Annotated in this window: 18 protein-coding genes and 1 pseudogene; 12 read left to right on the forward strand and 7 right to left on the reverse strand. The window is 72.9% G+C overall.

From position 1 onward, the window contains the following. The first annotated feature begins 149 nt into the window (after nucleotides 1–149). Genes E1182_RS02370 through E1182_RS02380 form a run of 3 tightly spaced genes read left to right on the forward strand, consistent with a single transcriptional unit; the run spans nucleotide 150 to nucleotide 2,919 of the window. A complete protein-coding gene (locus E1182_RS02370) occupies nucleotides 150–1,049 on the forward strand; it encodes a hypothetical protein (protein ID WP_132260957.1) in 900 nt (299 codons plus the stop codon). Continuing rightward, nucleotides 1,046–2,395, forward strand: coding sequence for a methyltransferase (locus E1182_RS02375; RefSeq protein ID WP_132260958.1), 1,350 nt, complete (start codon nucleotides 1,046–1,048; stop codon nucleotides 2,393–2,395). Before E1182_RS02370 ends, E1182_RS02375 begins: the two co-directional genes overlap by 4 nt. Beyond that, nucleotides 2,290–2,919 carry a TetR/AcrR family transcriptional regulator gene (locus E1182_RS02380; RefSeq protein ID WP_132260959.1) on the forward strand — a complete coding sequence of 210 codons (630 nt, stop codon included), beginning with the start codon at nucleotides 2,290–2,292 and terminating at the stop codon, nucleotides 2,917–2,919. The genes E1182_RS02375 and E1182_RS02380 overlap by 106 nt, the downstream gene beginning before the upstream one ends. On the opposite strand, the gene E1182_RS02385 is transcribed toward E1182_RS02380, so the two are convergent. Continuing rightward, the gene (locus E1182_RS02385) at nucleotides 2,916–3,662 is read right to left on the reverse strand and encodes an oxidoreductase (RefSeq protein WP_132260960.1); all 747 of its coding nucleotides are present in this window, start codon (nucleotides 3,660–3,662) and stop codon (nucleotides 2,916–2,918) included. The two genes, E1182_RS02380 and E1182_RS02385, sit on opposite strands and share 4 nt — an antisense overlap. A 289-nt stretch (nucleotides 3,663–3,951) precedes the next feature. Between E1182_RS02385 and acs the strand changes: the two genes are divergently transcribed. The 3 genes from acs to E1182_RS02405 all read left to right on the forward strand — a co-directional run bounded on the left by acs (nucleotide 3,952) and on the right by E1182_RS02405 (nucleotide 9,996). Further along, nucleotides 3,952–5,946 carry an acetate--CoA ligase gene (gene acs / locus E1182_RS02395; RefSeq protein ID WP_132260961.1) on the forward strand — a complete coding sequence of 665 codons (1,995 nt, stop codon included), beginning with the start codon at nucleotides 3,952–3,954 and terminating at the stop codon, nucleotides 5,944–5,946. Between the two features lie 371 nt (nucleotides 5,947–6,317). After that, nucleotides 6,318–8,741, forward strand: coding sequence for an immune inhibitor A domain-containing protein (locus tag E1182_RS02400; RefSeq protein ID WP_132261020.1), 2,424 nt, complete (start codon nucleotides 6,318–6,320; stop codon nucleotides 8,739–8,741). Nucleotides 8,742–9,063: 322 nt separating this feature from the next. Next, a complete protein-coding gene (locus tag E1182_RS02405; protein WP_132260962.1) occupies nucleotides 9,064–9,996 on the forward strand; it encodes an alpha/beta fold hydrolase in 933 nt (310 codons plus the stop codon). A gap of 1 nt (nucleotide 9,997) precedes the next feature. Here the strand turns inward: E1182_RS02405 and E1182_RS02410 are convergent, their stop codons facing one another. Then, a complete protein-coding gene (locus E1182_RS02410; RefSeq protein ID WP_132260963.1) occupies nucleotides 9,998–10,363 on the reverse strand; it encodes a hypothetical protein in 366 nt (121 codons plus the stop codon). Next, on the reverse strand, nucleotides 10,360–13,179 hold the full coding sequence (locus E1182_RS02415) for an SseB family protein (protein ID WP_132260964.1): 2,820 nt from the start codon (nucleotides 13,177–13,179) through the stop codon (nucleotides 10,360–10,362). The genes E1182_RS02410 and E1182_RS02415 overlap by 4 nt, the downstream gene beginning before the upstream one ends. A gap of 153 nt (nucleotides 13,180–13,332) precedes the next feature. Between E1182_RS02415 and mycP the strand changes: the two genes are divergently transcribed. Continuing rightward, nucleotides 13,333–14,574: a type VII secretion-associated serine protease mycosin gene (gene mycP, locus E1182_RS02420; protein ID WP_132260965.1), complete on the forward strand. Its 1,242-nt coding sequence runs from the start codon at nucleotides 13,333–13,335 to the stop codon at nucleotides 14,572–14,574. Between the two features lie 145 nt (nucleotides 14,575–14,719). Here the strand turns inward: mycP and E1182_RS02425 are convergent, their stop codons facing one another. After that, the gene (locus E1182_RS02425) at nucleotides 14,720–15,013 is read right to left on the reverse strand and encodes a WXG100 family type VII secretion target (protein ID WP_132260966.1); all 294 of its coding nucleotides are present in this window, start codon (nucleotides 15,011–15,013) and stop codon (nucleotides 14,720–14,722) included. Nucleotides 15,014–15,040: 27 nt separating this feature from the next. Then, a complete protein-coding gene (locus E1182_RS02430; protein ID WP_132260967.1) occupies nucleotides 15,041–15,361 on the reverse strand; it encodes a WXG100 family type VII secretion target in 321 nt (106 codons plus the stop codon). Nucleotides 15,362–15,517: 156 nt separating this feature from the next. On the opposite strand from E1182_RS02430, the pseudogene eccE reads away from it, so the two are divergent. From eccE to rarD, 4 genes and pseudogenes are all read left to right on the forward strand, one after another. Then, nucleotides 15,518–17,450: pseudogene (eccE, locus tag E1182_RS02435) on the forward strand (type VII secretion protein EccE). A gap of 75 nt (nucleotides 17,451–17,525) precedes the next feature. Continuing rightward, entirely contained in the window at nucleotides 17,526–17,903 is a 378-nt protein-coding gene (locus E1182_RS02440; protein ID WP_132260969.1) for a phage holin family protein, read from the forward strand. 225 nt (nucleotides 17,904–18,128) lie between these two features. After that, entirely contained in the window at nucleotides 18,129–18,620 is a 492-nt protein-coding gene (locus E1182_RS02445; RefSeq protein WP_132260970.1) for a GNAT family N-acetyltransferase, read from the forward strand. Next, a complete protein-coding gene (gene rarD / locus E1182_RS02450; RefSeq protein WP_132260971.1) occupies nucleotides 18,617–19,534 on the forward strand; it encodes an EamA family transporter RarD in 918 nt (305 codons plus the stop codon). The genes E1182_RS02445 and rarD overlap by 4 nt, the downstream gene beginning before the upstream one ends. A 48-nt stretch (nucleotides 19,535–19,582) precedes the next feature. Here rarD and E1182_RS02455 read toward each other — a convergent pair whose 3' ends face one another. Together E1182_RS02455 and E1182_RS02460 are read right to left on the reverse strand one after the other, a co-directional pair. Continuing rightward, nucleotides 19,583–20,290: an anti-sigma factor gene (locus tag E1182_RS02455; RefSeq protein ID WP_132260972.1), complete on the reverse strand. Its 708-nt coding sequence runs from the start codon at nucleotides 20,288–20,290 to the stop codon at nucleotides 19,583–19,585. Next, nucleotides 20,287–20,781 (reverse strand): sigma-70 family RNA polymerase sigma factor, encoded by a 495-nt coding sequence (locus E1182_RS02460; protein ID WP_243705987.1) that lies wholly within the window; start codon nucleotides 20,779–20,781, stop codon nucleotides 20,287–20,289. Before E1182_RS02460 ends, E1182_RS02455 begins: the two co-directional genes overlap by 4 nt. 237 nt (nucleotides 20,782–21,018) lie before the next feature. Here E1182_RS02460 and E1182_RS02465 point away from each other — a divergent pair, with 237 nt between their 5' ends. After that, nucleotides 21,019–23,133: a PhoX family phosphatase gene (locus E1182_RS02465; RefSeq protein ID WP_132260974.1), complete on the forward strand. Its 2,115-nt coding sequence runs from the start codon at nucleotides 21,019–21,021 to the stop codon at nucleotides 23,131–23,133. Nucleotides 23,134–23,201 lie beyond the last annotated feature (68 nt).

A 23,201-nucleotide genomic window follows, 5' to 3' on the forward strand; every position in this document is an offset into this window, starting at 1 on the left:
CTCCCGCCCCCTACGGCGCGGGCGGCGCCCTCAGCCTTGCCTGCCGCGCCAGCACCGGCTCCACAGCCTCCGGCGAACCACCTCTTGAGCACCTGCTCAAATCGGCATACCCTTCGATTGAGCACTCGCTCAAATCGACGGGAGGAAACATGACCAGTGAGCCGGAGCCGGAGCCAAGGCGCACCTGGGCCAACTGGACGCTCGCCGGCCTCATCGCGGCGTTCGGGGTCGTCGTCTACGTGGTCACCGTGGCCGAAGGGCGCGCCGACAGTGCCCTGCTCTTCGTGGGGCTGCCGGTGCTGCTGGCTGCGGCACTCGCCCTGACCCCAGGCCGCACGACGCACGGCCGGGTATTCGTCGCCACCACCATCGCGCTGCTCCTGGCGTCGGTGGCGCTGCAGGAGGGCGCGATCTGCGTCATCCTGTCCGCGCCGCTGGTGTACGCCATGGCGCACGGCACCACCGCCCTGATCCGGCTGGCCTGCCGCGACACCACCCGGGCGTACTCGCTGATCGCCGTGCCCCTGCTGCTCGTACCGGGACTCGAGGGCAGCGGGATCGGCCCTCGGATAGCCCCGGAGCAGTCGGTCGAGGTGGTCCGCGTGGTGACGCTCCCCGCCCGTGCGGTCGAGGAGCGCCTGGCGACCGGCCCTCGCCCGGTGCCGGTCCGATCGGCGCCGCTGCGTCTGCTCGGCGTTCCCGTGCCGACCCGGGTCAGCGGCGACGGCCTCGCCACCGGCGACCGCTGGATGTTCGCCTACCACGGCAGCTCGCACGGCCCAGGCGGGCACCTGCTCACCGAGGTGACCGGCGCCGAGCCGGGCCGGGTCCGCTTCCGGTTCGTCGAGGACACCGCGATCACCGGCCGGTGGGTCACCTTCCGGCACGCGGAGGTGACCTGGCAGGCGGTGGGCCGGGAGCACACCGAGGTGCGGGTCCGGGTGGTGTACGAGCGCGGCCTCGATCCCTCCTGGTACTTCGGACCGCTCCAGGACGGTCTGCTCCACGAGGGCGTGGGGCACCTGCTCGACATGCTCGTCCTGCGGTGACCGCCGCCCGGTGGCTCGCCCTGGGCGTACCCCTGCTGGCGGTGCTGGCCGCGGCACGGCTGGAACGCGACCGCCGGGCGCGGGGCGCCGCCCTGCTCGCCGCCGTGGCCGCCGCACTGGGCGTCGCCGCGCTGAACGAGGTGGCACGCCAAACGGGCTGGTACGCGTTCGCGCCGGTAAACGGGGCCTACCGGGGGATGCCGGTCGACCTGTGGCTGGGCTGGGCGGCGCTCTGGGGCGCACTGCCGGTGCTGCTGCGCCGGTTCCTGCCCCTGCCCGTCGCCCTGGGCCTGCTGCTCTGGCTTGACGTGGTGGCGATGCCGGCGTTGCACCCGCTCGTCGTGCTCGGGCCGCACTGGCTGGTGGGCGAGGTCGTGGGGCTGTTCGCCGTCGCCCTCCCCGCGCAGCTGCTCGGCCGGTGGAGCGCCGACGGGCGGCACCTGCGGGCCCGGGTGCTGCTCCAGGTCGCCGTCTTCGCCGCGCTGGTGCTGTGGTTCGTGCCCGGGGTCGCCTTCGAGCTGGGTGATGGCTCGTGGACCCCGCTCACCGGGCTGCCCCGGGCCGCTCTCCTGACGCTGGGCCAGGTCGCACTGCTGGTGGCCACACCGGCGCTGGCCGCGGTACGCGAGTTCGTCGCACGGGGCGGCGGCACCCCGTACCCGTGGGATCCGCCCGTCCGGCTCGTCAGCACCGGGCCGTACGCGTACCTCGCGAACCCCATGCAGGTCGGTGCGGCTGCCCTGCTCCTGCTGACCGCGACTCTCACCCGCAGTCTTGCGCTGGTGGCCGCGACGGTCCTCGCCGTCGCCTTCAGCGCGGCCGTGGCCCGGCCACACGAGGAGCACGACCTGATCCGCCGGCACGGGGACGCGTGGCGGGACTGGCGACGGGCGGTACGCGACTGGTGGCCGCGCTGGCGGCCGTACGCCTCGGGCGCGCCGGCGGTGCTGCGGCTCGACGCCGGGTGCGGACCGTGCGTGGGGGTCTGGCGGTTCCTGGCGCGGCGGGACCCGGTGAACCTGACGATCGCGCCGGCCGAGGAGGGGCAGATGCGGGCCGGATACACGGGCGGCGACGGCCACACGGAACGGGGGGTGGCCGCCGTCGCGCGCGGTCTCGAACACCTCAACCTCGGCTGGGCCTGGGTGGGTTGGACCCTGCGGCTGCCCGGCATGACATGGCTGGCGCAGGTGGTGACGGATGCGATGATCGCACCGCCACACCCGGCGGGAGGAAAGCGATGTCCGACACCAAGCGACGCCTGCTCGACGGCACGCTCGCCGCGATCCGCCGGCACGGCATCGCCGGCGTCTCGGCCCGCACCATCGCCGCCGCCGCCGGCGTGAACCAGGCGCTGGTCTTCTACCACTTCGGGACGCTCGACGAACTGTTGGCAGCGGCGTGCCGGACGGGCACGGCCGAACGGGTCGCCCACTGGTCGACCCGGCTGCGCCGGGTCGGGTCGCTGCGCGAACTGCTCGACGTCGGGCGTGGCCTGCACCAGGAGGAACGCGAGCTGGGCAACGTGTCCGTGCTGGCCCAGATGCTCGCGGGCGCACAGACCGACGAGCGGCTCGCCGGCCCCACCGCCGAGTCCCTGCAGCTGTGGGTGGACGAGATCGAGTCGGTCCTGCGCCGGCTGTTGGCCGGGTCACCGTTCGCCGAGGTCGCCGACGTTCCCGGGCTCGCCCGCGCGGTGTCGGCCGCGTTCATCGGCCTGGAGTTGTACGACGGTGTCGATCGGCCCGCGGCCGAACGCGCCATCGATGCGCTGGACCAGCTCGCCGTGCTCATCGAGATCGTCGACGACCTCGGCCCGATCGCCCGGCGCGCCCTGCAGAGCAAGATCGGCAAAGCGACCGGACGCTAGGCCGCCGCGAGCACCTCGTCGCCGATGGCGGTGAGCTGGTCGGCGCCCACCTCGACGGCGGACATGTAGTGCCGCAGCCAGGAGCGCAGCCCGTCGGGGGTGCCGGTGGCGAACGCGCCCGCCGCTCCCACGTACTCGGGTTCCCGCTCGCGGTGGCCCACGTCGACGGCGACCAGCCCGCGCGGGTCGAAGCCACGGGACATCAGCACCAGGCGGGCGGCGGCCCGGGCCACCACGCCGGACGGCCCGGCGAACGGACGCAGGTTGAGCAGCTCGCCGTGCACGACGGCGGCCAGCACCAGCGGCGGAACGCTCGTCCCGCCGGCAACCAGCTCAGCCAGCCCGTTCAGCCGTGCGGCCACCACCGGGTCCGTCACCGGGCGACCCAGTTCGGCCTCGGCGACCACGTCGCGGGCGGCGAGCACGTGCAGCTTCGCCAGGGCCTGCCGGGGCGACTTCGGCCACAGCTCGGTCAGCGCGGGCAGGACCCCGGCGATCCGCAGCGCGCCCTGCAGCACCGGCTCGGTGACCGTGCCGGCGCGGACCGCCTCGCGCTCGTGGGCGTACCCCTCGAGGGCGGCGCTGGCCACCGCGGACCGGAGGCTGACCTCGGCCGCGACCTGGCCGCCGTGGCGGCGCAGCGCGCGGTGCCGCATCGCCTCGTCGACCCGCTCGCGGGCCCGCTGGACGGCGGGGGCGATGTCGGCGAGCGCGAGCAGCGGGGCGAGCGGATCGGTGGTCACCCCGCCACGCTAGCGACCGCGCCCAGGTTGCCGGCCGCCGCCCGGCCGCGACGCGACCGGCACCACCGCCGCCCGGTGAGGCAGCCGGCACGGGATGCGGCAGGTGAGGCAATCCCGCGCCCGAGGCACCGCCGCCCGCCGCAATCGGCCCCTGATGTGACGGGTTGCCGTCGGGCGCGTGGCGTGGGCCGCTGGGCGCGGACGGCGGGCAAGCCGTCGCGGGCGTCGAGCCTCCCGACTAGCCTCGGGCGGGTACGAGACGCAGGTCACAGGATGAAGGAGTCACCGCATGAGTGAGGCATTGGCCAACCTGCTCAACGAGACGCGCCAGTTCCCGCCGCCGGCCGCACTCGCCGCGGAGGCCAACGTCACCGCCGACGCGTACGCGGAGGCGGCTGCGGACCGGCTCGCCTTCTGGGAGAAGCAGGCCGGGCGGCTGACCTGGGCGCAACCGTGGGAGCAGACGCTGGACTGGTCGAACCCGCCGTTCGCGAAGTGGTTCGTCGGTGGCCGGCTCAATGTGGCGTACAACTGCCTTGACCGGCACGTGGAGGCTGGCCGGGGTGACCAGGTGGCGATCCACTGGGAGGGCGAGCCGGGGGACACCCGCACCCTCACCTACGCCGACCTGCACCGGCTGACCTGCCAGGCGGCGAACGCGCTGACCGAGCTGGGGGTGACCGCCGGCGACCGGGTGGCGATCTATATGCCAATGATTCCCGAGGCGGCGGTGGCGATGCTGGCCTGCGCCCGGATCGGCGCCACCCACAGCGTGGTCTTCGGCGGCTTCTCCGCCGACGCGCTGACCAACCGGATCCAGGACGCCACCGCCAAGGTGGTGATCACCGCGGACGGCGGCTACCGCCGGGGCAAGCCGTCGGCGTTGAAGCCGACCGTCGACGAGGCGGTGGCGAAGTGCCCGTCGGTGGAGCACGTGCTGGTGGTCCGCCGCACCGACGAGGAGGTCGCCTGGTCGACCAAGGACCGTTGGTGGCACGAGACGGTGGAGGCCGCCTCGCCGGAGCACACCGCCGAGGCGTTCGACGCCGAGCATCCGCTGTTCATCCTGTACACCAGCGGCACCACGGCCCGACCGAAGGGCATCCTGCACACCACCGGCGGCTACCTCACCCAGGCGTCCTGGACGGCGCACGCGGTGTTCGACCTCAAGCCGGAGAGCGACGTGTACTGGTGCACCGCCGACATCGGCTGGGTCACCGGGCATTCGTACATCGTGTACGGTCCGCTCTCCAACGGCGTCACGCAGGTGATGTACGAGGGCACCCCGGACACCCCGCACAAGGGCCGGTTCTGGGAGATCGTCGACAAGTACAAGGTCACCATCCTGTACACCGCACCGACGCTGATCCGCACCATGATGAAGTGGGGCGAGGACATCCCCGCCGGGTACGACCTGACGTCGCTGCGTCTGCTGGGCAGCGTCGGCGAGCCGATCAACCCGGAGGCGTGGATGTGGTACCGGCAGCACGTCGGCCGGGGTGAGCTGCCGGTGGTGGACACCTGGTGGCAGACCGAGACCGGCGCCGTCATGATCTCCCCGCTGCCTGGGGTCACCGCCGCCAAGCCGGGTTCGGCGATGACCGCGCTGCCGGGGATCAGTGCGGACGTGGTGGACGACCAGGGTCAGCCGGTGCCGAACGGCGGCGGTGGCTACCTGGTGCTGCGGGAGCCGTGGCCGTCGATGCTGCGCACCATCTGGGGCGACGACAACCGGTTCCTCGAGACGTACTGGTCCCGGTTCGGCGCGGGTGCCGGCTCGGGCGGCGAGGGCGACTGGATCTACTTCGCCGGGGACGGGGCGAAGAAGGACGACGACGGGCACATCTGGCTGCTCGGCCGGGTCGACGACGTGATGCTGGTGTCCGGGCACAACATCTCCACCACGGAGGTGGAGTCGGCGCTGGTGTCGCACCCGGCGGTGGCCGAGGCGGCGGTGGTGGGTGCGACCGACCCGACGACCGGCCAGGCGATCGTCGCCTTCGCCATCCCGCGCGGCACCACGGACACCTCCGGCGCGGCGGGCGAGCAGTTGATCGCGGAGCTGCGCAACCACGTGGCGAAGACGCTCGGCCCGATCGCCAAGCCGCGGCAGATCATGCTGGTGCCGGAGCTGCCGAAGACCCGCTCGGGCAAGATCATGCGTCGGCTGCTGCGGGACGTGGCGGAGAACCGGTCGCTCGGTGACGTGACCACGCTCCAGGACTCCTCGGTGATGGAGCTGATCTCCTCAGGAATGAGTGGCGGCAAGTCCGACGAGGACTGACGGCGGGCGTACTCGCCGGTGGGTGGCGGTCCGCGCGGACCGCCACCCACCGTCGTCTTTTCCGGGTACGGAAGCCGACCGAGGTGACGATTACGGAGAGCACTCACAAACGGATCGAAATCTGTCACTTCCGTTGCCGTGACTCACATCAAGCCTGCTCAGAAGGAGTGGCAAGGCGCAGAGCTGTGACAGTGAAAAGCGTTCCCATCAAGAAGTTGCAACAAACTGACGGGGGCATCTTCCCAGCGCTGCGGCCAATGTCTATCTTCACCATGAGTCCCACTGGTCCACCCAGTCGGACGCGTCTACCGGCCCCTACCCCCGTTGGGCCGGTTCCTTCACACCGGAGGTACCACGTGCGCAAAGTCGCAGTGGGTGTGCTCGGGCTTTCGCTGACGGCGACGGTACTCATGACCAGTCCGTCGGCCAACGCCGCGCCGGCGCCGAAGTTGCCGTCGGCCGCCCCGTCGGACCACGACCACGACCACGACCACGCCGACCACGATCTGCCCAACCCGCTGGAGACCAAGCGGCGGGCACTGCGCCAGGAGGGCCTGAGCGAGGTTCTCTCGGGCAAGGCCAAGGCGCAGCGGATCAACGGCAGCACCGTCGTCAAGGTCGGCAAGACCCAGGCCGAGGGCCGCAGCGCCCGGACGTTCGCAGCCAGCACCCCGACGCAGGACCAGTACGTCGAGCTGTCCCGCGAGAAGACCGACCGGATTTTCGTGATCCTCGCGGAGTTCGGCAACGATCGGCACCCGAACTTCCCGGACAAGGACACCGACCCGGCTACCCCGGGCCCGACCACGTTCGACGGTCCGCTGCACAACCAGATCCCCAAGCCCAACCGGGCGGTGGACAACTCCACCGTCTGGCAGGCCGACTACAGCGCTGACTACTTCCGCAAGCTCTACTTCGGCACCGGGCAGGGCGACGAGTCGCTGAAGCAGTACTACGAGGCCCAGTCCTCGGGCCGCTACAGCGTCGAGGGCACGGTCACCGACTGGGTCAAGGTCCGGTACAACGAGGCCCGGTACGGTCGCTCCGGCGACGACCCCACGGACGCCAACGGTGACGACCCGGCCGTCTGCGACAGCAACAACTGCACCAACACCTGGGCCCTGGTCCGGGACGCCGCCAACCAGTGGGTCGCCGACCAGAAGGCGAAGGGGCGCTCCGACCAGGAAATCGCCGCCGACGTCAAGGCGATGGACCAGTGGGACCGGTACGACCACGACGCCGACGGCAACTTCAACGAGGCCGACGGCTACATCGACCACTTCCAGATCGTCCACTCCGGCGGCGACGAGGCCGACGGCGACCCGCACCAGGGTGAGGACGCCATCTGGAGCCACCGGTGGTACGCCTTCGCCTCCGACCAGGGCAACACCGGTCCGGCCAACTTCCCGGCCGGCGGCACCCAGATCGGCAACACCGGCGTCTGGATCGGCGACTACACGGTCCAGCCGGAGAACGGCGGCCGCAGCGTCTTCTACCACGAGTACGGCCACGACCTGGGTCTGCCGGACGACTACAACGTCACCAGTGGTGGGGACAACAACAACGAGCACTGGACCCTGATGGCCCAGAGCCGGCTCGGCGCCAAGAACGACGGCGGCATCGGCGAGCGGGGCGGCGACTTCGGCGCCTGGAACAAGCTCCAGCTCGGCTGGCTCGACTACGAGGTGATCGTGGCCGGTCAGCAGCGCACCCTGGAACTGGGCCCGCAGGAGTACAACTCCGAGAAGCCCCAGGCCGCGGTGGTCGTGCTGCCGGAGCGGGAGTACAGCTTCGACAACGGCAAGCCGTTCGAGGGCACCAAGCAGTTCTTCTCCGGCAACGACGACGACCTGAACAACTCGATGACGCGGACCATCGACCTCACCGGGAAGACCAGCGCCGCGCTGTCGATGAAGGGTCGCTACAACATCGAAGAGGACTACGACTACCTCTTCTTCGAGGCGTCCACCGACGGTGGCCAGACCTGGGCGACCCTGCCGGGCACGGCCAACGGCAAGGCCCTGAAGGAGATCTCGGCGGGGCGTTACGCCCTGGACGGCTCCAGCGACGACAAGTGGGTCGACGTCAACATCCCGCTGAACGCGCTCGCCGGCAAGGTCGTGCAGTTCCGGCTGCGCTACCAGACCGACGGTGGTGTCTCCTCCGGCGGCTTCTTCGGTGACGCCCTCACCGTGACCGCCGACGGGCAGACGCTGCTAAGCGACGGCGCCGAGGCCGGCGCCACCGGCTGGACCCTGAACGGGTTCAGCGTGGTGGAGGAGACCTACAAGCGCAAGTTCGCCAACTACTACATCGCCGGCAACCGGTCGTACGTCTCGTACGACCAGTACCTGAAGACCGGCCCGTACTTCTTCGGCTACGCGAACACCCGACCGGACTACGTGGACCACTACGCGTACCAGGAGGGTCTGCTGATCTCCTACTGGAACCTCCGGTGGGCGGACAACGACACCTTCGTCCACCCGGGCGAGGGTCGTAACCTGATCATCGACTCGCGTCCGCGGCCGCTGTACAACCTGACCGGTAGCCCGTGGCGGGCCCGGATCCAGGTCTACGACGCGCCGTTCAGCCTGAAGAAGGCCGACTCGTTCACGCTGCACCTCAACAGCCAGCCGCAGTACGTCCGTGGCCAGGCCGCGCAGCCGCTGTTCGACGACACCCAGAAGTACTGGTACGAGGAGCTGCCGAACCACGGCGTCAAGCTCCCCGCCACCGGCACCAAGATCAAGGTGCTGGAGCAGAACGGCACCTCGGTGAAGGTTCGCTTCTCCTGATCCGCTGATCAACGCAGTACCGATGCCCGGGCAGGCTCACCTGCCCGGGCATCGCCCTGTCCGATCCGCCCCGCCGACGCGCGGCCCGTCTGGCCGATGCCCGGCGCATGTCCGGTCCGCCCCGGCCGAGCCAAACCCGCGCCGGCCCTCGGAATGCGGCAGATAGCGGTATCGGCGTTGCCGGAAACCACGACCTGCCGCAATTCGCCGAGGCGCACCGGCGGGCGGGTGCGGAACGGAGCCGATCACCTGCCCGTGCCACAGCCGGCGTCGGGCGCTCGGTCGAACCGCGGATTTCGCCCCAGGCCCTAGGCTGTGGCACATGACCGAGCAGCGTGGCGGGCCCCCAGACGAGTCCTGCGTCCTCACCGAGGGGCCGTGGACGCACCGCTTCGTCGGCGCGAACGGCAGCCAGTTCCACGTGGTGGAGGCCGGTGCCGGGCCGATGGTGCTCTTCCTGCACGGTTTCCCCGAGTACTGGTGGGCCTGGCACGAGATCCTGCCGGCGGTCGCCGACGCCGGTTTCCGGGCGGTCGCCGTCGACCTGCGCGGCTACGGCGCCAGCGACAAACCACCCCGGGGGTACGACGGCTACACTCTCGCCGCCGACGTCGCCGGGCTCATCCGCGGCCTCGGTGAACGTTCCGCGACGGTGGTCGGCAGCGGCGCGGGCGGCATGGTCGGCTGGACCGCCGCCGCCTTCCACCCGGCCCTGGTCCGCCGGCTGGTCGTGCTCGGCGCACCACACCCGCTGCGTCTGCGGGCGGCTCTCTTCGCCGACCCGCGTGGCCAGTTCGCCGCCTCCACGCCCACGCTGAAGTTTCAGCTACCCAGGTACGAGCATGTGCTGACCCGCGACGGCGGTGCCGCCGTGGCCGAGATGCTGCGGCGTTGGGGCGGGCCACGCTGGGTCGACAGCCCGCAGTTCGAGTCGTACGCCCGGCGTTGCCGGGAGGCCATCCAGATTCCGCAGGCCGCCTTCTGCGCCCTGGAGGGCTACCGCTGGGCGTTCCGATCGGTGCTGCGGCTGCACGGCTACCGCTTCGTCCGGTTGATGCAGACACCGCTGGTCACCCCGACCCTGCAACTGCACGGCGAACTCGACGCCGCCTCGCTGCCCCGCACCGCGCAGGGTTCCGGCCGCTACGTCAGCGCGCCGTACGAGTGGCGGCTGCTCGACGGGGTGGGGCACTTCCCCCACGTCGAGGCCGGTGAGGTGGTGCTGGGCGAGATCCTGCGGTGGGCGAAGTCCTGACTCAGATCCGCTTCTGGCGCAGGTCCGCCACCTCGTTGGCCGGCGCCCAGCCCTGGTAGACGCCGAAGTCGAAGACCTCCAGCCCCAGCGCCTGCGCCACCGGCCAACGGCCGCCGGTGTACTCCACCCGCAGCCAGCCGTCGTGTTCGCCGAGCACGATGAACGGCTGGCCCTGCCAGGTGCAGGTGGTCCGCACGTACGCCAACTCCTCCACCTCGGTCGCGGAAAGGACCCGGACGTAGCGGCCGGGGCGTACCTCCTGGAAACCCTCGCCCGGCTCGGGCTGGTAGATCCGCACGTTGTCGCCGTCCGGGCTGGCCTGGTATTCCCGCCCGCGCCAGCGGGCCACGTATCCGTCGCGGGTCACGGCACCCCTACCTGTCGCCACAGCAGTGCGTCGGTGTCGAGGACGGCGACCATCCGTTCGGTGCCGTCCGCGCCGATCCGCCACAGCTGCGCGCCGTGCGGCAGCCGGGCGCTGTCCACCTTGAACTCGGCCACCACGTCGCTGCTCTCCCCCGGGGCGAAGCCGTTGCCCCGGAACGGCGCGCGCTCGATGACCCAGCCCTCCATCGCCCGCATGGCGGCCTCGTTCTGCCCGCCGTACGGAATGCGGTACAGGCTCGGCCGGTAGGCCGGCCATCGCAGCACATAGATCTTCTCGGCGTCCGGCGCGAAGGGCGAGTCGGGGTAGCCCAGGCCGAGCGCCTCGTGCAGCTTCGCCGGGGTGGTGAGGTGTGCCAGTTCGTTGGCCCGGTGCACGAAGCCGGAAACCCGGTCGTAGCCACGCTCCAGGTAGTAGGCGAGTTGGCTGGGGGCCACCGCCTTCTGCATGATCACCGGTTTGGTCGGGTCGACCGCCGGCGGAACGTGCCGGCGGGTGTCCGCCGGCCTCGGCGCGCTCGACGCCTCCGGCTCGCTGCCGGCGTCGTCGCCGAGCCCCACCTCGGCGGCCCAGTTGGCCAGCGCGACGATCTGCTCGCCGGGGAGTTTCGCCCCGACCGGGGTACCCGGGTTGACGGCGAAGGACCAGTCCTCCTCGGGCCAGCGCCGGATCAGCTGCACGAACCGGACCTCGACCGTCTCCACGCCCTCGCCGCCGTGGTCGGCCAGGCGCTGGGGGGAGGTGTGTACCACCACGTACCGTTCCCCGTCCAACTCCTCGGTACGCCACACGAAACCGGGATCGCCGGGGCGGCTGCCGGGTGCCGAATCCGGCGCGACCGGCAGCAGCACCCGAGCCAGCAGGAGGGTGGACAGGAAGGTGTCGGTGCTGCCGGAGCCGGCCGCGTCCAGCAGTTCCTGCTCCACCTCGTTGGCCGGTTGGAACGTCACGTCGGTGGTCGGGACGGTCGGCGGCGGGGGCCCGGTCTGGCCCGAAGTGGACCGTTGCGGGTCCGCCGCGACGCCGACCGGCGCGGGGTCGGATTGGCCCACGGTGGAGGGTTCGGCGGACGCCGCCGCGGCCTGCGGTGCGGCAGGCCGGTCCGCCGCCGCGTCGACGGCCGTCGTTCCGGCAGTCGGCGACGGCGACACGCGCGCATCAGGGGACACCGCCGGGGACGGCGACACCGCCGCGTCAGGCGACACCGCCGGGGACAGCGACACGGTCGGCTCGGATGCCGGGGGGAGCGCGCCGGGCCGGACGAGCCGCGCGGTCGGTTCCTCGTCCGGAGGCACCGTCGTGGCGGGCTCGCCGGCCAGCCGCCAGGCGGTCGTGACGGGCTCGCCCGGGTCGGGCGTGGTCGGCTCGCCGGTCGGCCGCCAGCCGGTCGTGGCGGGTCCGGAGCCGGCCTGGACCGGCGCGGTGCCGGGTCGGGCACCGGCGGAGACAGGCAGGTCGTGGGCCTCGATGACGACGCCCTCTATCACGATGGGCGAGAAACCGCGCCGCGACTCGGGCGGCGCGAACGAGGCGGGCACCTCCTCCACGGCCGGCCCGTCGACCGGGGTGCCGGCACCCGAGGTCGAGCGCGCAGCCGGGTCGGGAAGCGGCTGGGTGGGTTCCTCGGCCGGACGTGGCGCGGGCGTGGGTGTACGTCGCGGCAGCGCCTGGAGGGACTCGGCGGCCGGCACCCGGAAGGCCCGGGTGGGTTCCTCCGTCGCCGGATCGGGACGCGGGCCGGGTGGCACCGGATCGGGACGCGGGCCGGGTGGCGCCGGGCTCCCTTCGGCCGGGTCCATCCGGAACGCGCGAGCCGGGTCCTCGCCGGGCGGCCCGGCCGGCCGGCGGCGGGGGAACGGCTGGCCGCCGAGCCCGGGACGCAGCGGCGGCGCGGCGCGTTCACCGGCGCGCAGCGGATTGTCCCGCATCGGCCGGGATGCCGCGCCTCGACCGGAGGCCGGCTCGAAAAACGAGTTACGCCCGTTGGGGGAGGCGTCGGACGCCGCGAGGCGAGCGCCCAACCCTTCACCGAGCAACCGCCGGCGGGGCGGGACCGGCCACGACTCGCCGGGTCGACCTGGGCCGCCGTGCGGGTCCGTCCGGGTGCCCGTGCCGGGTTCACCGTCGGGCCGGGCGGCTGGGTGCGCGCCGGCGTCGGCCGGCACGGCCCGCGGAACCGGCCCGGGCAGCGGGCTCGGGGAGCCGCCGTTGGCCGGACCGACGCCCGTGGTGTCGGGACGGGTGGGATACGGCTCCCCCACCGCGCCCGGCCAGCCGGGCGGGCGCTCCGCCGGAGCCCGGAGAGCCACCGGCGGCACCGGCTCGGGCTGACTCCAGGCGTCGCCGGCGTCGGAGGCCAGGGCCTCCGCGGGTGGCGGGGCCACCCGCGAGCGGGCTGCGGTGCGGCCAGGCAGTCGCACGTCCCCGCGGGAGAGTTGGGAGACGAACCAGGCCGGGAGGTAGCCCTCGACCGGCAAACCCGGGTTGACCGCCAGCCACCACTCGTGGTGGGGCCAGGCGGCGGCGAGCTCGGCGAACGGGACACGCCGGCTGGGACCGGCGTCCACACCCAGGCAGGCTCGCATCGCCGTGGGCGAGGTGAAGGCCAGCACGTGGGTGCGGCCACCGGTCGTCCAGGTGCCCCAACCCATCGGCGCCTCACCGGCGAGGGCCTGGGCGGAGACCGGGAGGTACAGGTCGGTGCCGGCCAGGATGCGGAAGTAACGCTCCTGGTCGTCGGCACGCAGCGCGTCCCGCAGCGCCGTCTCGGTTTCGGTAGCCGGCTCCCAGTCGGTCACGGCCACCTCTCCTCCCGCTAACAGGCCACAGGCATCGCGTACAACCTACAAGGTGAAGGCAAGATCACGGCGGGTCGATCGACGCCGGGCCACCCGCCGGCCCACCGGGCGCTAACATCCCGTTCCGACGTCGACACGATACGGAGGCGGTCGATGTACCGGCCCAGTGCGCGACCAGCGTCCGCAGCTCTGGCGGCGGTCCTGCTGACCGGGCTGCCCACTCTCGCCGTGTCGTCGGTCACCCCGGCCGGGGCGGCGCCCGCCCAGGTGGCCGCGCCCCTCTGCTCGACCCCGCTCGCGCCGGCCCGCCCGGTCGCCGCCGTTCCCTGGGCCCAGCAGCGGTACGCCCCGGAGCGTCTCGCGCCGCTGGCCGACGGCGCGGGGATCACCGTCGCGGTCATCGACTCCGGCGTCGACCGCCGGCATCCACAGTTGGGCGGTCGGGTGCTCGACGGGGCGGACTTCCTCGACCCGGGCGGCGACGGCAGCCGGGACTGCGCCGGCCACGGCACCGGAGTCGCCAGCATCATCGCGGCCGGCCCCGCCGTCGGGGTGGCCTTCGCCGGGCTCGCGCCGCAGGCCCGGGTGCTACCGGTCCGGGTCAGCGAGCAGCAGGTGGTCGAGGGGCGGGAGTCGGGGCGTACGGTCGGGGCCGCCGACTTCGCCCGGGCGATCCGGTGGGCGGTGGACCAGGGTGCCGACGTGCTGAACCTCTCCGTGGTGCTGTACGCCGACGACCCGGCCGTTCGGGAGGCGGTGGCCTACGCGTCGCGCCGGGACGTGGTGGTGGTGGCCGCCGCCGGCAACCTGCACGGCAGCGGTGACCCACGCCCCTACCCGGCCGCCTACGAGGGAGTGCTCGGGGTGGGAGCGATCGGGCCGGACGGCACCCGGGCCGACTTCTCCCAGACCGGCCCGTACGTCGATCTGGTCGCCCCCGGCAGCGACGTGCTGATGGCCGCGCCGGGACAGGGACACCACCGGGCGGAGGGGACCAGCTACGCGGCACCGTTCGTCGCGGCGACGGCAGCCCTGGTCCGGCAGTACCGGCCCGACCTGAGCGCCGCGCAGGTGGCGCAGCGCATCCTCGACACCGCCGATCCGGCACCTGGCGACAGTCGGGGCGACGAGTACGGCGCCGGCGTGCTCAACCCGTACCGGGCGGTCACCGACACCGGACCGGGATCGGCGGTGACGCCGGGCGGGCCGTCCGCGTTGCCGGCGGACCAGCCCGATCCGGCGCTGCTGGCCCAGCAGGCCCGGCGGGCGGCGGCCCGGGAACGCGCGCTGCTGGTGGCCGGGTTCACCGGTGCCGCGGTCGCGGCGGCGGTGCTGCTGGCGCTGGTGCTGCCCCGGGCGGCCCGGCGCGGCTGGCGCCCGGCCGGCCCCGCCTGACCCGCGCCCTGCGCCACGGCGGCCGCGCCGAAGGGTGGTCGGCGCAGCCGCCGTGGCGGACCCGGCGGAGGCCAGCCGCCACCGCAGGGCAGGCTCCACCGGAGCGCACAGCCCGGTGGGGGCAGAACTCACCGGAGGGTGGGGCTCACTGGAACAGGCCGGTGTTGCGCTTCTCGGTGTTGAGGTAGTCGGCCGCCGAGTCGTCGACGGCGAACTTGATGTCGCGCAGCATCGCCTGGAGATCCTGTGAGACGGCGCGCCACCGCGCCTGCCGCTGCTCGTACGCCTGCTGCGCCTCGCCGGTCCAGGTCGCCACCAGTGGGGCCGCCTCCTTTTCCAGTTGGCCGAGCTGTGAGTCGAGCGTGTTCAACGCTTTCTGGATGTCCGCGCCGGCCTGTTGGAGCGCGGCGAAGTTGACGACCAGGACACCGTGGTCCATCGGATGTTCCTCCCCCTCGATCGGTGGTTACAGCGGCAGTTGGATGCCACCCCGGTTCGTGCCGGCGATCCGGCCGGCGGCCTCGGTGTCCGAGACGTCGTACTGCTGGCCCGCGGTGCGGATCGCCGAGGCGGTCTCCCGCAGTGCCCGCTGCAACGCGGCCTGATCCTGCGACCACTGCTGCTTGACCTGCTCGAAGGAGCGCCCACCGGCGCCCCGCCAGGCCTGCTGCAACACCTCCAGCTCGGCCATCAGGCCGCTGAGCATGCTCTGCAGCGACTGGTCCACCTGCTCGAACTTCGCGGCGGTCTGCTGCATCACCGCGGCTTCTGCCTGGGTCTGCGACACCTTGGACGTCACCTCGCCTTCCCGGTTGTGGCGAACCGTCGGCCTGTCCATCGTGGACCTGAAGGGCCGGGAGCGGGCCCGGCGGCCGCGGTCGGCCGAACTCGTCGCTGACGGTAGCGGTCAGATAGCGGTCGTGCTACCCCCCGGCGTTCCCCTGTGGACAACGCGAAGCCGGTCCGGCTCTTACCATGGGTCACGCCCCCGTCGCGCTGCGGCAGAGCAGGCGCGGTGCCGGGGTTGGCACGTCGAGTGCGGAGGAGGCACGGTGACGGCGAGCACGACCGGAGAACCGGTCCGGGTGGTTTCCCGCCCGCCGGTGCCGGGGCGGTGGATCGGCGCGGGTCGGTCCGGGACCGCCGTGCGTGCCGGTCAGATCGTGGCCGCCCAGGTCGCGGTGGCGCTGGTCGTCGCCGCGTCCGGCCGGGGCCCGGCGCTGGTCGGGCTCGCCCTGCTGACCGCCGGTCTGCTGGTCGTCACCGCCTGGGTGCGCTGGCGGGGCCGGTGGCTGTCCGAGTGGCTGATCACCGCCGCCGGGTACGCCGGCCGGCGGCACGTGTCCCCGCCGGCCGGCGGTCCGGATGCCCTGCTGGACCTGGTGCTCCCCGGCGCGGCCGTACGCCCGGTGGAACTGGCCGGGGAACCGGCCGCCGTGGTCGACGACGCCACCGGGCTGACCGCGGTGCTGGAACTGGGCGACCCCGGCGACCTGCTGGGCGACGCCCGGCGGGCACTGCCCACGCCCAGCGCGCTGCTGCCGCCCGCCGACGGCGAGCATCCGCCGGTCCGGATCCAGTTGCTGCTGCACGCCGCGCCGGCCCCCGCGCCGGTCACGGCCGGCGGCACCGCGGGCACGTCGTACCGGCAGTTGACCGGGGGCCGGCTGCCGGGGCAGGAGCGGGCGTTGCTCGCCGTCCGGGTGTTGCGGGTCGACGGCTGGCGCGACGAGGAGCTGCGGGTAGCCCTCTCCGGCACCGTACGCCGGATCGTCCGACGCCTCGGCCCGGCCGGGGGGCGGCTCCTCGGTGAGCACGCCGCGCTGCGCGTACTCGGGGAACTGGCCCACCACGACGGCGCTTGGCCGACCCGCGAGACCTGGCAGGTGGTCTGTGCCGGCGGGCTGCTCCAGGCCAGCTTCCGGCTGCGCCGCTGGCCCGACCCGCACGCCGAGTTGGGCCGCCGGCTGGTGACCCGGCTACTGGCGCTGCCGGCGACCGCGACCAGCGTCGCGCTCTGCGCCGGCCCGCGCACCGGCGCCGACACCGCCGGGATGCCAGCGGAGCTGACGGTACGGCTGGCCGCCTGGACGCCCGACGAACTCGCCCTGGCCACCCAGGCGTTGGCTCGGCTCGTCGCGGACGCCGGAGGCGAGGTACGCCGACTCGACGGCGATCAGCTCGACGGGCTGGCCGCCACGCTGCCGCTCGCGGTGGCCAGCGCTGCGGTGGCCGTCGGTCCGGATCCTGAGCCGCTGGAGCTGTCGATCGGGGGCGGCGGGCTGATGGTCGGCGCCAACCGGCACGGCGATGCGGTCACCGTGCGGCTGTTCCGCGCCGAGGGCACCCGGCTGGTCCTCGTCGGCGGGGTCCGCGCGGCGCAGCTGCTGGTCCTGCGGGCGATGGCGCTGGGCGCGCGGGTGGCCGTACAGACCGGCCGCCCACGGGTGTGGGAGCCGTTCGTACGAGGGGTGGGCAGCACCGGTGGCGGCGTCGCGGTGCTGCCGCCGGGGCGCACGGTCGGCGGTGGCCCCGGCTCACCGATATGCCCGGTGCTGCTGGTGGTGGACGCGGGGGCGACGCCGACCGAACCGACGCCAGGGCCGGCCTGGCAGGCCACCCTGGTGATACGCGACGAGCTGACCGCCGCCGACGTGGACGTCCTGGGCCGGGCGGACCTGGCGGTGCTGCAACCGCTGGACCCGCAGGAGGCGGCGCTGGCCGGAGCCGCGCTCGGGTTGGGCGGGTCGGCGGAGTGGCTGACCCGGATCCGCACGGACATGGTGGCGGTGGTGAACCGGCGGGCGTTGCGCTGGGCGCTGCTCTCCCCCACGGCGATCGAGTCGCAGCTGATCGGCCGACCGGGGCGGCGCTGAGGCCGACCGGCGGTCATCCGCCGCCGTCCGGCCCAGAGGGTTCCCACAGTGGATCTCCCGTGACACCATCCCCGCATGAAGGGCATTTTCATCCGGCTGGGTGCCACAGCCGTCGCGTTCTGGTTGGCCACGCTGCTCATCCCCGGCATCTCCCTGGATTCCAGCTCGGCGGTCGACACGGTCGTCACGCTGCTGCTGGTCGCGGTGATCTTCGGAGTGGTCAACGCGGTACTCCAGCCGATCATCAAGACCGTGGGCTGCGGGCTGTACCTGCTGACCCTGGGGCTGATCGCGCTGGTCGTCAACGGCCTGCTGTTCCTGCTCACGAGCTGGATCGCCGGCGAGGCCGGGCTGCCCTTCCACGTGGACGGCTTCTGGCCGGCCGCCGTACTCGGCGCGCTCTTCGTCGGCATCGTGACCTGGATCCTGGGCGCGGTCCTCGACCGGGACTGATCCGGGTCGCATCTCCCGGCCAACCCCTGATCGTTGGCCGCTCGTGGGTAGCAGGCCCGGCGTGTCGGGTTGCCCAGCCGTCGCGCGTCGGTGCGCGGCCTGTTGCGACCGGGCAGCGGGTCGCGTCCCGAACCGGGCGGCCGGCCGCGGGCCGGTTCGGGGCGACTGCCAACGAGCGGGAATTGGCTGGCGCGGCCGGGGGCGAGTCGGGCTAGCGTCCCTGGAATGTTCTCCCTGACCCGCGACGACGGCTACCTGCTCAGCACCGATCCGGCTCGGCTCGACCTGGACCGGGTGCACCAGTGGCTCTCCACCGACGCGTACTGGGCGCTCGGGCGGAGCCGGGAGTCCGTCGCGCGCGCCTTCGCCGGCTCGATCCCGTACGGCGTCCACCGGGTGCCGGACGGCGGGCAGGTGGCGGTGGCCCGGGTGGTCACCGACGGGGTCACCTTCGGCTGGCTCTGTGATGTCTACGTGGCGCGCGAGGAGCGGGGACGCGGGCTGGGCGCCTGGCTGGCCACGGCCGTTCGGGACCACCTGGCCAGCCTGGGCGTACGACGGATCCTGCTGGCCACCCTCGACGCGCACGGGGTGTACGCCAGGGTCGGCTTCACCCCGGTCACGCCGGAACGCTGGATGGAGCTGGACCGACGCTCGGTCAACCCGGTCACCGGAAAGGATCCGATCGGCTCACCGGGCCTTACGGTGGAGGCGTGAACCAGACCCGACTCGGTTACCTCTACGGCTTCGGGGCGTACCTGATCTGGGGTTTCTTTCCGGTCTACCTGAAGCTGCTGCGCCCCGCCGGCCCGGTGGAGATCCTGGCCCACCGGATCGTCTGGTCGGTGCTCTTCGTCGCGCTGGTGCTGGCCGCCATGCGCAACGTCGGCTTCCTGCGGGCGCTGGCCCGCCGGCCCCGGACGCTGGCCGGGATCGGTACGGCGGCGGCGCTGATCGCGGTCAACTGGACCGCCTACATCTACGGGGTGAACTCCGACCGGGTGGTGGAGACCGCCCTGGGCTACTTCATCAACCCGCTGGTCGTGGTGCTGCTCGGCGTCTTCGTGCTCCGCGAGCGGCTGCGCCCGGCGCAGTGGGTGGCCCTGGGCGTCGGCGCGCTCGCGGTGGCGGTACTCACCGTCGACTACGGCCGGCTGCCGTACCTGGCGCTGACCCTGGCGTTCACCTTCGCCGGGTACGGGCTGGTCAAGAAGCGGCTCGGACTGCCCGCCGCGGAAGGGTTCTTCGTCGAGTCCGCGGTGCTGGCACTGCCCGCCCTGGCGTACCTGGGCTGGCTGGCGGCCCGGGGAGGGTCCACCTTCGGCCACGTCTCGGCCGGGCACACCGTGCTGCTGGCGCTGGCCGGCGCGGTGACCGCCGTCCCGTTGCTGCTCTTCGCCGGGGCGGCCAACCGGTTGCCGCTGACCGGGCTGGGCATGCTCCAGTACCTCGCCCCGATCCTCCAGCTCGGCTGCGGTGTGCTGCTGTTCCACGAGCCACTGCCACCGGCCCGGCTGGCCGGTTTCGTCCTGGTCTGGGCGGCGCTGATGATCTTCACGGTGGACCTGCTGCGGCAGGGGCGCCGCAACCGGATCGCCGCCCGCGCCCCGGCGCCGGTCACCGCCGGTTGACCCACCGGCGCGCGCCCCGAGCCGGCCGGGACCGGCCGGGGGCGACGCTCAGCGCACCTCGTAGTCCAGGACGGTGGTGCCGTCGGCGCGGATCAACTCCAGCCGGACCAGCTCCGCGTCGGTGAACCGGGTCGCGCCGGTGAGGCGGACGTCGTCGCCGGGGCCCGCCAGCCAGGAGGCGATCTGTTCGGTGGCGTCGTCCGGGCCGTACGCCACCAACCGGAAGGTGTACGCCTTGCCGTAGCCGGCCGTGGCGTCGTACCCGCAGTGCATGGTGATCTCGGTGCCCCACTTCTTGCCGGTCAGCCCGATTTCCGCGTGCACCGCGGGAGTCTTCGCCGACACCGGCGCCATGGAGACCATGCGGATCGCCTGCACGGTCGGCGTCGGCGTCGGACCCGGGGCCGGACGCAGCACGGTGGCCCCGCCGAAACCCACCACCACCGCGAACCCGGCGGCGACCAGCGCGGTCAACGCGTACCTCAGCCGGCTGGCGGAGCGTTCCCTGCGGCGGCGCTTGCGCGCCACGGCGAGCAGGTCGGGCACCCGGTCGATCTCCGGCGGCGGAGGCAGGAACTCCACCAGGTCGGTCGGGTCGAGCCGCCCCAGCAGCCCGGGCAGCACGGCGATCTCGGCGACCGCCTCCCGGCACTCGAAACAGCCGGCGAGGTGCCGCTCGTAGGCCGCCCGGTCCGCCGGGGCGAGAGCGCCCAGAACGTACGCGCCGTCGTCGAACGCGAACTCGCAGCGGGTCATCCGGTCACCCCCATCTCAGCCAGGACCAGCCGTAGTGAACGCAGTGCGTAGTGGGTGCGGGACTTGACGGTCCCCGCCGGCACGCCCAGCCGGGCAGCCGCCTCGGACACCGAACGCCCCTGGTAGAAGCACTCGACCAGCACCTCGCGGTGGGTCGGGCTGAGCCGGTTCAGCGCCTCGGCGACGGTCCACGCCTCCACCGCGCGCTCGGCCTCGTCGACCGTCTCGGGCGGCTCGGGCAGCTCCTCGGTGAACACCTCACCCACCCGAGTGGACCGGCGCCGCCACGCGTCGATCGCCAGGTTCCGGGCGGTGGTGAACAGCCACGCGCGGACCGAACCGCGACGCGGGTCCAGCGACTCCGGATGGCGCCAGGCCCGCAACAGGGTCTCCTGCACCAGATCCTCCGCCCGGGTCCGGTCGCCGTTGACCAGGCGGAGCGCGTGCGCGTACAGCGCCTCGGCATGCTCGTCGTGCAACGCGCGCAGCAGTTGGGCGTCGTGGTCGCTGACGGTGATCACCTCGCTCTACGCGCCGGGTCGGACGGTGTGGGGTCCGCTTGTGGATACGCGCGACCCCACCGATCGGTTCATCCGCTCCTGCTGTTCACATGAGGTTCACACTCGCGCCGAGGCCCGCTCACCGCGCCCTGGCAGCCTCCGGCCGGTACGCACGTCCACCCGCTGTTCCGGCCGTGCCAGTGAACCTGCTTCCAGGAGGCTTCCCCGATGAGCGACCGTCCCCGGCTGCTCCCGCTGCTGGGCACCCCCCGGCACGGCAGCCGCGATGCGATGACCTGCCTGTACCGGTGCGGCAACGCCTGCGACCACCCCGTGCCCAACACCTCCGACAACGCGTACTTCGGCGACATCGTCTCCGCCGAGGTGAACCGGCGCGGCGTGCTGTCCGCCGGGGCCGTCGGTGCCCTGGTCCTCGGCTTCGGCACCGCCGCCGGCGCCACCGGCGGATCGGTTCCGGCCGCCGCCGCGCCCGCCGCCGCCGAGGTGACCGGCTTCCGCCGCCCCCGTCCGCCCGCCGGCACCGGAGCACTCACCTTCAAACCGATCCCGCCGAACAAGCTCGACACCCTGGTCGTGCCGAACGGGTACGACCACTCGGTGGTCATCCGCTGGGGTGACCCGGTCGTCCCCGGTGCCCCCCGGTTCGACCTGCGCAACCAGACCGCCGCCGCCCAGGCCAAGCAGTTCGGCTACAACAACGACTTCGTCGGGGTGCTGCCGCTGGACCGGCGTGGCCGGCGGGCGCTGCTCGTGGTGAACCACGAGTACACCAACGAGGATCTGATGTTCCCCGGCTTCACCAGCATGGACGCGCTCACGGTGGAGCAGTTGCGGGTGACCATGGCCGCCCACGGCATGTCCGTGGTGGAACTGGAGCGGGTCGACGGCACCGGGCAGTGGCGTCCAGTCACCCAGGGCCGCCGTCCGTACAACCGGCGGGTGACCGCGCTGGCCACGAAGTTCGACCTGACCGGACCGGCCGCCGGGTCGGCCTGGTTGCGTACCGCCGCCGACCCGAAGGGCCGTACGGTCGTCGGCACGCTGAACAACTGCGCCGGCGGGGTCACCCCGTGGGGCACGGTGCTCTCCGGCGAGGAGAACTTCAACCAGTACTTCGTCGGCGGCGACGCCGTGCCGGAGGAGGTCAAGCCGAAGCTCGCCCGGTACGGCATCACCACCACCGCCCGGTACCCGAGCGGCAGCCGCAGGTGGGAGCGGGCTGACGAGCGGTTCGACCTGGCGAAGCACCCGAACGAGGCGAACCGCTTCGGCTGGATCGTGGAGATCGACCCGTTCGACCCGGAGAGCCGCCCGCGCAAGCACACCGCGCTGGGCCGGTTCAAGCACGAGGGCGCCAACGTGATCGTGGCGCGCAACGGTCAGGTGGTCGCCTACATGGGCGACGACGAGCGCTTCGACTACCTGTACAAGTTCGTCTCGGACAAGAAGTTCATGCCGGGTGACTCGTGGGTGGCCCGCAAGCACAACCTGACGCTGCTGGAGTCCGGCACCCTCTACGTGGCGAAGATCGAGCAGACCAGCGCCGCCGAGATCGACGGTTCCGGAAAGCTCCCCGCCGACGGCGCGTTCAACGGCCGGGGGCGGTGGATCAGGCTGGTCAGCGGCACCCGCTCGTACGTCGACGGGATGACCGCCGCCGACGTGCTCACCTTCACCCGGCTGGCCGCCGACAAGGTCGGCGCGACCAAGATGGACCGGCCGGAGGACGTCGAGGCGAGCCTGCTCACCGGCAAGGTGTACGTGGCGCTGACCAACAACACCGACCGGGGCAAGCCCGGGAAGGCACCGGCCGACGAGGCCAACCCGCGCAACCTCAACAAGCACGGCCAGATCCTGGAGCTGGTCGAGGACCGCGCCGACAGCACGGCGGAGACCTTCGCCTGGTCGCTGCCGATTGTCGCCGGCGACCCGACCGACCCGTCGACCTACTTCGCCGGGTACGACAAGACGAAGGTGTCGCCGATCTCCTGCCCGGACAACGTGGCCTTCGACGCCGCCGGAAACCTGTGGATCTCCACCGACGGCAACGCGCTGGGCAGCAACGACGGTCTCTTCGCCACCCCCGTGGAGGGCCCGGAGCGGGGCCACCTCAAGCAGTTCCTCACCGTGCCGGTCGGTGCGGAGACCTGCGGCCCGTTCATCACCGAGGACAACCGTTCGGTCTTCGTGGCGGTGCAGCACCCCGGTGAGCTGACCGGGGCGAGCGTGGAGAAGCCGGCGTCGACCTGGCCGGACGGTGACTACGCCAAGCCGGGTGTGGTGGTCGCCTGGCGGCTGGACGGCGGCCCGATCGGCAGCTGACGTTCCCCTCCGGTGGCCTACCCCGGCCACCGGCCGACGGGCTCCGCTCTCCGCCCGGGACGGGGCCC

It is taken from the genome of Micromonospora sp. KC721, assembly GCF_004348355.1.
Taxonomy (GTDB): domain Bacteria; phylum Actinomycetota; class Actinomycetes; order Mycobacteriales; family Micromonosporaceae; genus Micromonospora.